This window comes from Sedimentisphaera cyanobacteriorum, from assembly GCF_001997385.1.
GTDB lineage: Bacteria > Planctomycetota > Phycisphaerae > Sedimentisphaerales > Sedimentisphaeraceae > Sedimentisphaera > Sedimentisphaera cyanobacteriorum.
Map to the genome: position 1 here is coordinate 1076317 of NZ_CP019633.1, position 13589 is coordinate 1089905.

The 13589-nt window shown below is 46.2% G+C and carries 12 protein-coding genes; 5 read left to right on the forward strand and 7 right to left on the reverse strand.

All coding sequences use genetic code 11. The features are described from left to right. Positions 1-272 precede the first annotated feature (272 nt). Positions 273-1835 carry a 2,3-bisphosphoglycerate-independent phosphoglycerate mutase gene (gpmI, locus tag L21SP3_RS04100; RefSeq protein WP_077541822.1) on the forward strand — a complete coding sequence of 521 codons (1563 nt, stop codon included), beginning with the start codon at positions 273-275 and terminating at the stop codon, positions 1833-1835. Further along, positions 1825-3783 (forward strand): DNA mismatch repair endonuclease MutL, encoded by a 1959-nt coding sequence (mutL, locus tag L21SP3_RS04105; protein WP_077539480.1) that lies wholly within the window; start codon positions 1825-1827, stop codon positions 3781-3783. Before gpmI ends, mutL begins: the two co-directional genes overlap by 11 nt. Before the next feature lie 7 nt (positions 3784-3790). Here mutL and L21SP3_RS04110 read toward each other — a convergent pair whose 3' ends face one another. The 5 genes from L21SP3_RS04110 to rpsT form a co-directional block, all read right to left on the reverse strand. Then, complete coding sequence (locus L21SP3_RS04110; RefSeq protein WP_161488089.1) at positions 3791-4447, reverse strand: phosphotransferase; 657 nt, start codon at positions 4445-4447, stop codon at positions 3791-3793. 66 nt (positions 4448-4513) lie between these two features. Then, positions 4514-6136 carry an IS1634 family transposase gene (locus L21SP3_RS04115; RefSeq protein WP_077539482.1) on the reverse strand — a complete coding sequence of 541 codons (1623 nt, stop codon included), beginning with the start codon at positions 6134-6136 and terminating at the stop codon, positions 4514-4516. Between the two features lie 246 nt (positions 6137-6382). Continuing rightward, entirely contained in the window at positions 6383-7498 is a 1116-nt protein-coding gene (locus tag L21SP3_RS04120; protein ID WP_161488090.1) for an aminoglycoside phosphotransferase family protein, read from the reverse strand. A gap of 71 nt (positions 7499-7569) precedes the next feature. Then, on the reverse strand, positions 7570-7815 hold the full coding sequence (gene rpmA, locus L21SP3_RS04125) for a 50S ribosomal protein L27 (protein WP_077539484.1): 246 nt from the start codon (positions 7813-7815) through the stop codon (positions 7570-7572). Positions 7816-7988: 173 nt separating this feature from the next. Continuing rightward, positions 7989-8270 (reverse strand): 30S ribosomal protein S20, encoded by a 282-nt coding sequence (gene rpsT, locus L21SP3_RS04130; protein ID WP_077539485.1) that lies wholly within the window; start codon positions 8268-8270, stop codon positions 7989-7991. A 355-nt stretch (positions 8271-8625) separates the two neighbouring features. Between rpsT and panD the strand changes: the two genes are divergently transcribed. From panD to L21SP3_RS04145, 3 genes are read left to right on the forward strand one after another with little or no spacing between them, the layout of a single operon-like run. Next, positions 8626-8982, forward strand: a complete 357-nt coding sequence (panD, locus tag L21SP3_RS04135) for an aspartate 1-decarboxylase (RefSeq protein WP_077539486.1) — start codon at positions 8626-8628, stop codon at positions 8980-8982. 12 nt (positions 8983-8994) lie between these two features. Continuing rightward, complete coding sequence (locus L21SP3_RS04140) at positions 8995-9993, forward strand: prolipoprotein diacylglyceryl transferase (RefSeq protein WP_077539487.1); 999 nt, start codon at positions 8995-8997, stop codon at positions 9991-9993. Continuing rightward, positions 9977-10834 carry a rhomboid family intramembrane serine protease gene (locus L21SP3_RS04145; RefSeq protein WP_077539488.1) on the forward strand — a complete coding sequence of 286 codons (858 nt, stop codon included), beginning with the start codon at positions 9977-9979 and terminating at the stop codon, positions 10832-10834. Before L21SP3_RS04140 ends, L21SP3_RS04145 begins: the two co-directional genes overlap by 17 nt. 45 nt (positions 10835-10879) lie before the next feature. On the opposite strand, the gene L21SP3_RS04150 is transcribed toward L21SP3_RS04145, so the two are convergent. Both L21SP3_RS04150 and L21SP3_RS04155 read right to left on the reverse strand, forming a co-directional pair. Then, positions 10880-12613: a M3 family oligoendopeptidase gene (locus L21SP3_RS04150; RefSeq protein WP_161488091.1), complete on the reverse strand. Its 1734-nt coding sequence runs from the start codon at positions 12611-12613 to the stop codon at positions 10880-10882. Beyond that, the gene (locus L21SP3_RS04155) at positions 12610-13587 is read right to left on the reverse strand and encodes a 3'-5' exoribonuclease YhaM family protein (protein ID WP_077539490.1); all 978 of its coding nucleotides are present in this window, start codon (positions 13585-13587) and stop codon (positions 12610-12612) included. Before L21SP3_RS04155 ends, L21SP3_RS04150 begins: the two co-directional genes overlap by 4 nt. Positions 13588-13589: the final 2 nt, after the last annotated feature.

Here is a 13589-nt window from a genome sequence, read left to right on the forward strand (position 1 = left end):
TTTGAGTACTGAACTTCTCATATTATTATAATGTACGCACAAACAAGATTTTTACTTAAAAATCAGCGGAAAAACTGAATATTTTTATTGAAGCCTGATTTTCAGCACGTCTGAAGCGGACATAAAAGCACTATATTGTGAAGTGCTTTTGTGCAAGTTCAATGCAGCATTGTTTGACCTTGCGGGCTTTTTACTTAAAATTCGCTTTCTGGAAACCTTTAAAAATTTTAAGCTTATTGTGAAAGGTTAAATAGATGAGCTCTAAAAGTACGATTAGAAAAAGACCTTGCGTAATGATAATACGCGACGGCTGGGGGCACAACCCCAACAGCGATGACGATAAATTTAACGCAATAAAAATCGCAAACACCCCCACAGATGATATGCTTATGAACGATTATCCAAACACGCTTATGCATACCAGCGGTGAGATGGTGGGTCTGCCTAACGGTACGATGGGCAACAGCGAGGTCGGCCATCAGAATATCGGTGCAGGACGCGTGGTATATCAGGATTCTGTACGTATTACCCTGAAAATAAGGGATGAATCTTTCTATGAGAATGAAGTTTTGCTTGAGGCGATGAACAGGGTTAAGCAGAATTCAAGCAAACTGCATATTATGGGTCTCTGCAGTGATATAGGCGTTCATTCTCTGCTAGGACACCTCTACGGCGTTCTCGAAATGGCAAAGCGAAACGGGGTTGAGGAAGTTTATCTGCACGCACTTACCGACGGCCGCGACAGCTCCCCCACGAGCGGTCTGGGCTTTCTCAAGGATATTCAGGCAAAGATGAACGAGATCGGCGTTGGCAAGATTGCCAGCATCAGCGGAAGATTCTATGCTATGGACAGAGACAACCGCTGGGAAAGGGTATCCAAGGCCTACAACTGCCTGACGAAGGGTGAAGGCGGAAAGTCCGGGTCATTTGAACAGGCAATGCAGGACTGCTACGCAAGGGAAGAAACAGATGAATTCATCAAACCTTTAAACATAACCGGCGAAGACGGCAAGCCCTTGAGCCTTATTGAAGACGGGGATTCGGTAGTATTCTTCAATTTCCGAGGCGACAGGCCTAGAGAAATCACAAGGGCTTTTGTGGATGATGATTTCGCAGGCTTCCAGAGGGACAAAAAGCTCGATCTGCAATTTGTATGTATGACCCAGTACGACAAAACCATAAACGCCCCTGTGGCATTTCCTAAGCCTCCCAAGATGAAAAACATCCTCGGGGAGTATCTCAGCAGTCTCGGGCTAAAACAGTTCCGCTGCGCAGAAACGGAAAAGTATGCCCATGTAACCTTCTTCTTCAATGACTACCGAGAAGAACCTTTCGAGAAAGAAGACCGGCAGATTATCCCATCCCCCAAAGTGGAAACGTACGATTTGCAGCCGGAAATGAGCGCGAACAAAGTATGCGATGCGGTGATGGAAAGGCTCGAAAAGAATGAGTTTGATGCGATTATCGTAAACTTTGCAAATCCGGATATGGTCGGACATACAGGCGTTCTCGATGCGGCTGTAACGGCATGCGAAACGGTTGATGAGTGCGTTGGAAAAATCCTATCGAAGGTTAAGGAAATGAACGGAACCGCGATAGTTTTCGCAGACCACGGCAACTCAGAGAAGATGGCTGATGGAAACCCTGACAATCCTTTCACCTCTCATACTACCGGTGATGTGCCGTTTATAGTGTTCGATGAAGAGCTGAAAAATACAGCTCTTGCCAGCGGCGGCTGCCTTGCAGATGCCGCCCCTACAATGCTCGAACTGATGGGAATAGAAAAACCGAAAGAAATGACCGGAAGGAGCCTGATCCAGAAAAATGGCGGATAACCCCACCAACCGCCGAATACATATTCTCGACAAGAATATGGTTAATATGATCGCTGCCGGCGAGGTGATCGAAAGGCCGGCGAGCGTGGCAAAGGAGCTTCTTGAAAACAGCATAGATGCCTCGGCAGACAGGGTTTATCTGCACATAGAGGACGGCGGGAGAAAGCTCATTCAGATTACAGATAACGGCACTGGGATATCGGCTGAGGATATCCCAGATGCCTTCGAACCCCACGCAACGAGCAAAATCCAAAAAGTTGAAGACCTCTCTTCGATCCGTTCTATGGGTTTCAGGGGAGAGGCGCTTGCGAGCATAGGGTCTATAGCGAGCGTTAAGCTCACAAGCAGAACGAAAGATTCGATACAGGCCAACAGCATTGATATAGACTGCGGCGAAAAAGGCGAGGTATTCCCCGACAGCTCCGATTACGGGACAAAAATCGAGGTTCGCAATATTTTCTACAAACTCCCCGCCAGACGCAAATTTCTCAGAACAGCCAACACGGAGATGGGGCATATCTCCGAGCAGTTTACAAGGATTGCCCTTGCCAACCCGCAGCTCGAGATGAAGCTCTCGCACAATAAAAGGGTACTGCACAATCTATCAAAAGGGCAAAGCATTGAGCAGCGCATCGGCGAGCTCATCTCAAAGGAAATACGGGACAACCTGATCAGTATTGAAAATCAGGAAAGAGGAATTATGGTGCGTGCGCAGGTTTGCAGCCCGTCAATCTCACGTGGGACGAACAAATTTCAGTACACCTTCCTCAACGGCAGATATATCAGGGACAAGTTTATCTCGCATGCTATTAAAGAGGCCTATCGCGGGCTCCTTGAGCCGGGCAAACACCCTGTTACGTTTATATTCCTCGAAATGCCCTATGAAAACTACGATGTGAACGTACATCCTACAAAGACTGAAATAAGATTCGACAACCCCAATCTAGTTCACTCTCAGGTGCTCGCATCGCTCAGGGAGAAACTGCTGAACGTTAAAACAGAGGTTCAAGGCAGTATAAGCTCTGCAGGCTTTGATGCACTGCCTTCAGGCGGAGAAAGAGGAAAATCAAACGCCGGAGCAGCATTCCAGGCAAGCGAGACCCTCGATGAGGCAATGAACAGAAACAGCAGTGAATACGCCGAGCGGATCAAAGAATCCATGCAGAATTTCTTCGAGAAAAGCTCCCCCGGCACAACGAAAGACCTCCCGGGCTTCTGGAATCAAAGACCTTCAGCAGGCAGTAAATCGCATTCTCCGAGAAAACCCTTCCAAAACGCCGGGCACTCATTCAGACCTTCGCAGAATGCAGCAGAGGAATTCAGCCTGCCCCCGATTGAAAACCGCCCTGAAACTGAGCCTGCCTTAAATAAATGGTTCCAGATTCACAGCAGCTACATACTCCGCGAAACAGAAGAGGGATTTGAGATAATAGACCAGCATGCACTTCACGAGAGAATAATTTATGAAAAGATGTATGCAAGGATACAAGACAGCGGCAAAGGCGCGCCGGAATCGCAAAAGCTTTTAATCCCTGAGACGTTCGAGGTTAGAGAGATGGACAGAGAGATTCTTGAAGCCAGTATTGAACTGTTGGAAAAGCTCGGGATACATATCGAACCTTTCGGCCCTGAAACTTGGGCAGTGCAGTCGTTCCCCACGCTCCTAAGAAAGGCATCGCCTGCAGAGTTTATGGCTGAATTCGTTGAAAGGCTTTCAGACACTCAGATTAAGCCGGGAAGCGAGGAGCTTGTGCACTGCGTTTTAGATACCGCCTCGTGCAAGGCTGCAATAAAGGCCGGGCAAAAGCTCGGCGATGAAGAAATTCGCCACCTTCTCGAAGAGGCCGAGCAAACAGAAAGAAGCGGGAGATGTCCTCACGGAAGGCCCACGCGCATCAGCTTTTCGCTCAAAGACCTTGAGAAACAGTTCAAAAGAACAGGTTTTTAGCCGCTCTTTATACCAACCGGCAGCTTGGCGTGTATTTCCGAATGAGATTATCTATATGGTCGCTTTGCCGTTTTATAGACGCGTATAAGTGGAGATTGTTCAGAGCTCTGGTGAAGTTGTGGTCTTCCCATCGGATTTTGAAATACACATCGCCGTTGATATAGTCTGTGAGAAAGCGTGTGCCAATCATAAGAGATAAAAGACGCACTGCCTGATTAATATGCTCTATTTCCGAACTGACAAGCACATCACCGCCAGCCTGCATAAAACCTTCCAGCAGACACTCAAACCTTTTTATATCCAATGAGGCCGAGCAGAACTGCTCAGGGGATTCTTCTGATACGGTATTCGCTGCAGAACGTATCATATCGCCGAAATCAAACAAGACAGAACCCTTCATCACAGTATCAAGGTCGATTACGCAAAGAGGCCGGCCTGTTTCTTTGTCGAGAATAACATTATTAATCTTGGCATCGTTGTGGGTTATTCTAAGGGGAACTATGCCGGTTTCTATTTTATCCTGCAGAGACACCAGATCAGAGCTGTTTTCAAATACAAAATCAACCCATTCCTGCACAGAAGAAAGCCTGCCCGCCCTGTTCTCTATAGCGGCCTGCTCGAGCTGTCCTGACTTCGGCGGTAAATTTTCATAAGTCCTTGTCAATAAAGGACTCGATTTTTTGCGCAGGCACTACAAACCCTATTTCGGAAGGTTTTTCGGCGGGTGAAATTACATTTTGTAAGGCGTTGTATTGGTGCTGAGATTAACTGTTTTATAGAGTTTTCTTGCGTCCTCGTTAATCTTTGATGGCAGGACATATCTGCACTCTGTTTTCTTATCCCAGAGTATGCTCAGCTGCACGTGGTTGAGGGCATTTACAATCCTCGCCACAGACATCGGCTCAAATCTCAGCCGAACCCTGTAGGCCAGATTTCTCGCGCAGGTTAGAGCGATAAAGCATATCAGTATATGGGCTTTGATTCGTTTCGGCGTCCAGTGGTATATCGGCCGTATCTTCAGATCGTGCTTGCTTATCCTGAAGCACTCTTCAATCAGCCAGAGCTGCCTGTAATGATCTACTACAGCCGAATCATCCATATCCTTAACATTCGTTATAACACCGTGAAGACCATCAAAATTCGCAGCCTCTTCATATTTCTCTTCATCTATCCGGCAATCTATATCGCCGGTAACACGCATAAACTTCTTGTAGCCGTAGTTGCTTATAAGTGATTTGGGGTTGCTGCTCTTTTCAAGCTTCTCCTGGAGCTTTCTTATAGCTTCATCCCTGTCGTGCTTATTCTTTTTAGCGAGTTTATCGCTGTAGGTAACAATAAGCCTTGTATCTTTGCCGTAATCAAAGCTTCTAAGCGGGGCATTGGATTCTGTAACCTTTGCTTTCCATTTATCAGTGAGGCTTTTAAGCCTCGCTGCCACAATATACTCAACTCCCTGCTTTTCAAGGTAATCAAGATTAGCCTTGCTAAGCATTGCGCTGTCTGCGGTGAAGATAACACGCTTGAGGTTGTATTTCTCTTTGATCTTAGGGATTACAGTATGCAGCGTATGCCCTTCATACTGATTGCCGGGGAATACCTCATAACCTACTGGAAGCCCTTCTGATGTGGACAGAAGACCAAGGACAACCTGCGGCTGATTGAACTTCATATCCTTGCTGTAGCCGTTCTTTTTGAGCTCATCTTCTGTAAATGATTCAAAATAAAGCGTGGTGCAGTCGTAGAAAAGAAGACTTATCTCTTCGCCGAGAAGGCCTTTAGCAGCACTGTGAGCACAGTTTTGAGCCTTGCTGATAATATCATCTGTGATATTATCCATCATACGGTAAACGCTGTCTAAAGAAAGGTTAATGCCGAAGTCTTTGGAGAGATCCTGAACGCTGCTGCGTTTGCTCACTGGGTTTGCAAGCCTTGCCATTGTGATATGACGAAGGTTTTTGCCTGCAGACTCTTTGCGTCTATCGAAAAGATTGTTAAAGCCAAGCTCATTGTAGATGCTGCCGAATACCTCATGGATGCCTGTAGTTATGCGTGCCTGTTCCCTGAGATTCTTTAGATTGACCCGCAAAGGCTTATCATCAATGTTTTTGCGGGCAACTATTGCAGCTTCTGCAAGATGCTCAGGCTTGAAAAGTGCCGGCGTTTTCTCGGCCTCAAGCTTGGCCTTCTCGAATTCGGCAAAATCCTTGAGCCGCTTAAGCTCTTCTTCTGTGAAGGCTGTGCCGAGATGACGAACTATACGCTGACGAGGCTGGTTCTTCTCGTTGCGATAACTCTCTACAATCTGTACCGACTGCTTCGGACTGTTTTTTGATGTCTTTACTCGTATAAACATAAATGCAGATTATACGAAATCAAAACATTGTGTCAAAAAAATAAAAAATTAGGCACTACGAGCGAACCGAACTTAACAAACCCTCATAACAGCCTCAAAACGCACTTTTTGCAGAGTTTTCCACAATCATACCGCCGAAGTCAGGAGAAAGAAGCGGGAGATGTCCTCACGGAAGGCCCACGCGCATCAGCTTTTCGCTCAAAGACCTTGAGAAACAGTTCAAAAGAACAGGTTTTTAGCCGCTCTTTATACCAACCGGCAGCTTGGCGTGTATTTCCGAATGAGATTATCTATATGGTCGCTTTGCCGTTTTATAGACGCGTATAAGTGGAGATTGTTCAGAGCTCTGGTGAAGTTGTGGTCTTCCCATCGGATTTTGAAATACACATCGCCGTTGATATAGTCTGTGAGAAAGCGTGTGCCAATCATAAGAGATAAAAGACGCACTGCCTGATTAATATGCTCTATTTCCGAACTGACAAGCACATCACCGCCAGCCTGCATAAAACCTTCCAGCAGACACTCAAACCTTTTTATATCCAATGAGGCCGAGCAGCACTGCTCAGGGGATTCTTCTGATACGGTATTCGCTGCAGAACGTATCATATCGCCGAAATCAAACAAGACAGAACCCTTCATCACAGTATCAAGGTCGATTACGCAAAGAGGCCGGCCTGTTTCTTTGTCGAGAATAACATTATTAATCTTGGCATCGTTGTGGGTTATTCTAAGGGGAACTATGCCGGTTTCTATTTTATCCTGCAGAGACACCAGATCAGAGCTGTTTTCAAATACAAAATCAACCCATTCCTGCACAGAAGAAAGCCTGCCCGCCCTGTTCTCTATAGCGGCCTGCTCGAGCTGTCTAAGGCGAAACTTGCCGTCGTGAAAATTGGGGATGGTTTCGTGAAGTTCATCTTGAAAATCTTCCATATTGGAAATAAAACTGCCGTATGCATAGGCAATATTGAAGAGTTTTTCAGGGTCTTCGAGGCTTTCGTGAGTTTTTCCGTCGATAAAAAGATGACACCTCCAGCAGTTCCCGCTGCTGTCGGTATAGAAATGCTCTCCACTGCGAGTTTTGAAAACCTTTAGAACACGTTTGTCCAGATCCTCCACCCCCGATTTGGCCAAAGCTGCTCGATGGTGATCTACTACACGCACCAGATTGTGCATAAGCTTATCGGGCTCAGTAAAAACTGAGGTGTTTATCCGCTGAAATATATAATTGTGTAAAACGCCTTCTTCCCGTGCAGTGATGTGATAGGTATTGTTTATATTGCCATTCCCGCACCTTTTCGCACAGTCAAACTCACCCCTGATATCAAAAGCTTCGAAGGCCTTTCTGATTGTCTTCTTCACTTTTCCTCCGAAAATCAAAAGAGACGGCTCTGTTAAAGCCGCCTCCTGTTATTCATTTTTAGGTAGCCTTTTTATGCTTCAGGGCAGTCTATATGAACTCTTTTGCCCTGAAATCTCACCTTGCCCTCTTTCAAGGCGAAAAGTGTGTAGTCTTTTCCAAGACCTACATTAAATCCCGGATGGAATCTTGTGCCGCACTGACGAACAAGAATTGACCCGGCTTTTGCCTGCTGACCACCGTACAGCTTAATCCCGCGATACTGCGGATTGCTGTCTCTGCCGTTCCTGGATGAACCCTGACCTTTCTTATGTGCCATTGATAAATCCTCTTATCAAAAAATTATCAAAATTCAGTTAAACTTTCACTGCTGTGAAAAGTTTATCATATTATGTTAAATGCAAATGTCCAGCAATTTCTGCCAAACGGGAAAGAAAAACCTGCAATTCGACAAAAGAAATGCAGGTTCACAGCTCGAAATTTTAAGAATTCTCAGCCGGCCTGCTCTTTGCCTTGAAGCTCTTGAAGCTTTTTAGCCATACGAGCTTTGGTTCTTGAGGCGGTATTTTTGTGCATAGTTCCTTTAGCTGCCACCTTGTCAATGCGTCTCTGCACGGCAAGGTAATACTGCTCTGCCTCTTGAACCTCGTGATTTCTCACTGCAAGCTCAAACTTCTTAATCGCAGTGCGCACCATACTCTTGCGAGCGCGGTTGCGCTGCCTGCGTTTGACATTCTGCCGAACTCTTTTTTTGGCCGATAAAGAATGTGCCACGTATAAATCTCCCTGATATTATATTTCTCAAAATCTTTCGACTGAGAGGTTATTCAATCGTTATTCTTAGAAACTGCGAATTATATAACCTGAGAAACGCTTTTCAAGAGAAAAACAAAAAAATTTTCAGGTTTCAGAATAGCCGGAAACTAACTCGGATTCAATTTTACAGCGTTACAAATGCACATATCAGCGATTCTGCCCCTTTCCAGCAGGCCAAGGCTGAAAAATGAACATATTATGATAATTTTCGAAATAAAGATTGCTGGATTTTTTCTTGTGTTTATTTAAAATAGTCTGCTGAGTGTATGATTAATCAGTAAGAATGAAGCCGCAAGCTTCTCAGGATAATAAAATGTTTATAAAAGCCTTAAAAGCAAAAATTCACAGAGCAAATATCACCGATTCGCAGCTCGAATACCCGGGGAGCATCGGAATAGACTCCGATCTGCTCGAGGCGTCCGGCATAGCGAATTATGAGGCAGTACTCGTAGCTAATGTGAACAACGGTGAAAGAATAGAGACCTACGTAGTTCCGGAACCTGCAGGCAGCGGGAAGATTACGATCCTCGGGGCTGCTGCAAGGAAATTTGAGCCTAAAGACGTAGTAATCATTATAAGCTTCGGGCTGTACAGCCCCGAAGAGATGAGAACCCATAAACCTCGAGTTGTCTTGGCAGATCATAACAACGGGATCAAAGAAACTCGATAACTCAAGGAATTTATGTTTCCGGAACTGTTTAGAATACCTTTCACCGATCTTACGGTAAAAAGCTACGGGACTATGCTGGTGCTGGGTCTTTTCGCAGGTTTCTGGCTGATAAGGAAAATGTGCGCCAAGGCCGGCACGGGAACCAGCGCAGAAACACTGATAAACACGGCAATGTATTCGCTGATTGCCGGTATTGTTGGCGCAAGGGCGATGTATGTAGTACACTACAAGGTGTATAAAGAGGGGTTTATGGAAATTTTCGCTGTATGGAACGGCGGGCTTGAACTGCTCGGCGGAGTAATATTAGCGATTGCATTCATCCTGTTCTACCTCTGGAAGCAAAAATGCGACATGCTCACAAGCCTTGATGTACTCTCAGTTGCTTTGCTTGTCGGCATCGCGGTCGGGCGAATCGGCTGTTTCCTAAACGGCTGCTGCTACGGGCAGGTAACAGACCTACCTGTGGGGGTAGTATTCCCGTATGGTTCCATAGTTTACAATGCCCAGGCGCATCCGGATCCACTCAGAGACAGAGACGAGCCTTATATTGATCTGCCGGCGAAGTTTTACGGTCTCAATACAGAGAAGGGCTGGATTCCTGCCGGCGAAGAGAATAAAACGAAATATCCGCTAAAACCCAAAGATATGCTCACCGAGGCAGAGAAGAAACTGGTTAGCAGAGGCGGGCCGTATCAGGCAAAGCCGGTACATCCTACTCAGCTTTACTCCAGCGCTGCAAACGCTGTTAACTGTCTGCTCGCCTTTGTCTTTTGGCGACGATACGGCTCAGGCAGAAATAATGACAAGAAATGCAAGGGCTGCACGTTCAGCCTTGTTTTTATACTGTATTCAATATCCCGCTTTCTGGTGGAATCTTTAAGAGACGACAACCCGTATGAAATCGGTATGCTCACGATTTCCCAGCTTATCAGCATCGGGCTTTTCGCTGCCGGAGCTGCAGGATTAATTTACTACTCGACAAGGAAAAAAGCGAATGGGCTTATACGATAGAGATTACGTACAATATAATTACCGGCCGAGGCATACAAATCCAACAGGCTTTCCTTCAATCACGCCTGTTGTGAAGATACTTCTGATTGCAAACATAGCGGCCTTCGCAATCGACCAGATCATGGGCGGTCAGATTAGTATGCTCTGTGCGCTGATAAACGAACCGCTAACCAGATCGCTGGAGCTTTGGCGGTTTGTAACGTTTCAGTTTATGCATGCCAGCGTGGGGCATATACTTATGAATATGATCGGTCTTTATTTTCTCGGCACGCATTTCGAGAGCAAATGGGGCTCTCAGCGATTTCTCGCGTTTTATCTAACCTGCGGGGTTGTTGGCGGGATATTTTTCTTCCTCTTTAAGATTATCGGATTTATCGGTCCGGGAGTTTTGGTGGGAGCATCAGGAGGCGTACTTGGACTGCTCGCTGCTGCTGCAATACTTTCGCCGCAGTTTGTTGTGTTTATATTCGTTTTCCCCGTACCGATAAGAATGGCCGCAATAGTTATCACGATAATGTACGGGGTGAACGTTTTATCCGGAGGGCAGAATGCCGGCGGAGATGCTGCACATATTGGCGGTATGCTCGCAGGAGCGATTTACTGCTGGTGGCCAAAGATAAGGCGGACAAAATTCGGGCAGTTTGTAAGATCCAGCACGAAGGATTTTTCCTCGCATAAGCCGTTTCACTCGCAACCTGAACACCCTAATACGGTTACTCAGGCCGAAATAGACAGGATACTCAAGAAAATTCACGAAGAAGGCATTCATAAATTGTCCCAGAGAGAGCGGAATATCCTTAAAAACGCCACCAAAAAAGAGCGTGAAAAGAACAGGCATTAAAAGCTTGGGCTTGCGCTCAAGGCTGTAAAGAGCAGAAGCGGCTTGTCAGCTTTTCCAAAGCTCTTTTCGAACTGTCTCAACAAGCGGAGCGATATGCTGTCTTGACATATCGAAACTAACTCCAGCGGTTTCAAACAGTTCAGGCAGAGGCCTCGACCCGCCGAGGGAGAGAGCTTTCCAGTAGTCGCTGAGCGTTTTTTCGTTGTTGCTGAGGCTGTTCTGCCATATACCGAGGGCTCCAAGCTGAGCAATTCCGTATTCGATATAATAAAGCGGCACCTTGAAGAAGTGCAGAATTCTCTGCCACTGCCTTGCAGTGAGCTGCTCGCAGTAGGAAATATCCAGCGGAGCTGGGCGGAATCTTTTGTTCAGATCTAACCAAATGCCTGCAAGCTCATCCGGATCGGTGATTCTCTCTTCGTAGATGCGGTGCTGGAAGGCATCCACCATCGCAACGCTGGCAAGGATTTGGAGCGTTTTTTCGAGCTGAATACATTCGGCCCTTCTGCACTCCTGCCCGCTTTGGTATATCAATGAAAGATACGGCATCACCAGCAGTTCCATACTCATCGAAGCCACCTCGCAGAATTCCATCGGTGCATGGCGGTATTCAAATATCTGCTGGTCTCTGCAGGCGAAGGTATGGAAGGCGTGCCCGCTTTCATGGAAGATTATTCTAAGGTCATCATTTACTCCAACAAGGTTGGCAAATATAAACGGAACCCCCGCATCAAAAAGAGTTGACTGATACCCGCCCGGAGCCTTGTTTTTCCTGCTTTCCAGATCAAACAGACCTTCCATTCGCATCATATCAAATATACCTGCAAGCCTTCCGTTTAGCTGATGGAACACGCTTGAGGCCTTAGAAAGGAGCTCTTCTGTATTTTCAAAGGGCTTCAGCGGAGGATTGCCGTCCGGGTCAACAGCCAGATCCCAAGGCATGAGCGTATCAACGCCGAGACGGAGCTTTCTGTCTTCGTAAATTTCAGATAAGGCAGGTACAACCACCTTCTCAATCGCTTCGTGAAATTCTTTGCAGTTTTGCGGGGTATAATCAAAGCGGTGCTTGTCTTGAAACACGTATTCGAGATAATTCTCAAAGCCCGCATTCTCTGCAATCCTCGAGCGAAGCTCCACCATCTCTGCAAAGAGCGATTCAAAGCTTTGCCTGTCTGTAAATCTCTTGCCCGCAGAAGCCCTCCAAGCAGATTCCCTGATGTTTCTCTCGGGCCTTAGCTGATATTTTGCCATCTGCTGGAAAGTCTGCTTTTTCCCTTCAAACTCCACAAGCTGCGAACCTGCAAGCTTTTCGTATTTCTGAACGAGAAGAGACTCCTCAGTAAAAAGCTCAACATTCTTCTCGGTGTATATTTCCAAATCCGTCTGCAAGGCTCTGCTGAGGACTTCAGATTTCTCTTTATCCAGCGGATATTCTTTTAGGAGTTTGCTTGTCTTTTTGTCGATCTGATTGCTGAAAGCTATCACAAGCGGACGGATGGCAGTTGTGAAATGCCTGTAGAGCTTTTCCACTTCCTTATCGCTCGTATCGCAAGTGAGCTTGATATTCAGCATAGAACCGTATTGATCGATTGCGCTGAAGAGCTCTGCCTTGAAACGCAGAAACTCCCAAACCCCTTCCCTGCTCTGCACAGGAAAATCCAAAAGCTCGTTGAAAAGTTTTTCAGTTTCTTCTCTGCTTGAAAAATCAGGGCTGTTTTCTATAAATTCCCTTTTTCGATACAAACCAAGTTTGCTGAAATCAGGCATTTTCAAACTCACTTTCCAATGGCCTTTTTCTTGTAGAATTTCGTTCCCGCAGACATATTGAACGATTTCCATGTTGTCCAGTCGTCCGAGGTTTGTTCGTTTTCGATGGCATCGTTGGCAAAATTGAGCTTAGCGTCTAAATCGTCCAGATAGCTCACCATAAGTGCTTCGAGAGTTGAAGGAATTTTGGGCGAACCGAATTCATATTTACCGTGATGGGATACGAGGATGTGCATGAGGTTGTCAACGATTTCCTTATTAGGCTCAATGCCCTTCTCAAGCAGGACATCTGTTTTCTGATCGAGCCATATTGCAGACTGCACAATATGGCCTACAAGCTGGCCGGTGTTTGTATAGCCGAATCCGAGGGCGTATCTGAGCTCCTCTGTTTTGGCTAAGTCGTGCAGGAAAATCCCCGCCACTACCAGCTCGCCCTGCACCTGCGGATAATACGGAAGAATCCCTACTGCCGCTTTGAGCATATTATTCGTATGCTCCAGCAAACCTCCCAGATAGGCGTGATGCATTTTTACAGCGGCCGGTGCCTTGCGGAAATTCTCCATCAGCTGCTCGTCTGCGAGATACTCATCCATCAAAGCCTTCAGATACGGGTCTTTTATCCTTGAAAGAATCTCACATATCTCGCTGTACATCTTGTCAATGTCTTTATCAGTAGCAGGCAGGAAATCTGCCACATTCACCTCGGAAGTGTCGATCACCTCTACTCTGTTTACGACAATCTGGAGCGAGTCCTTGTAAAGCTCTGTTTTTCCGTTTACTCTAATAAATCCTTCTTTGGGCAGGCTTTGGTATGTCTCTTCGGAGGCATTCCACATCCTGCAGTTTACCTTGCCGGTTTTATCGGAGAGAAACATCGCTATGTACAAATCACCTCTTGATGTATTCCTAAGCACCGGCTGGGTAACCATAAATATATCATTCAGGGTTCGGCCTGGTTTAAGTTCGTTTATAAACTCGTGGGGCATTT

Bases quoted from the DNA above. Each gene is read 5' to 3' on its own strand.
- mutL (WP_077539480.1), top strand. From the start codon at position 1,825: ATGGCGGATAACCCCACCAACCGCCGAATACATATTCTCGACAAGAAT.
- L21SP3_RS04115 (WP_077539482.1), bottom strand. From the start codon at position 6,136: ATGTTTATACGAGTAAAGACATCAAAAAACAGTCCGAAGCAGTCGGTA.
- rpmA (WP_077539484.1), bottom strand. From the start codon at position 7,815: ATGGCACATAAGAAAGGTCAGGGTTCATCCAGGAACGGCAGAGACAGC.
- panD (WP_077539486.1), top strand. From the start codon at position 8,626: ATGTTTATAAAAGCCTTAAAAGCAAAAATTCACAGAGCAAATATCACC.
- L21SP3_RS04140 (WP_077539487.1), top strand. From the start codon at position 8,995: ATGTTTCCGGAACTGTTTAGAATACCTTTCACCGATCTTACGGTAAAA.
- L21SP3_RS04145 (WP_077539488.1), top strand. From the start codon at position 9,977: ATGGGCTTATACGATAGAGATTACGTACAATATAATTACCGGCCGAGG.
- L21SP3_RS04155 (WP_077539490.1), bottom strand. From the start codon at position 13,587: ATGCCCCACGAGTTTATAAACGAACTTAAACCAGGCCGAACCCTGAAT.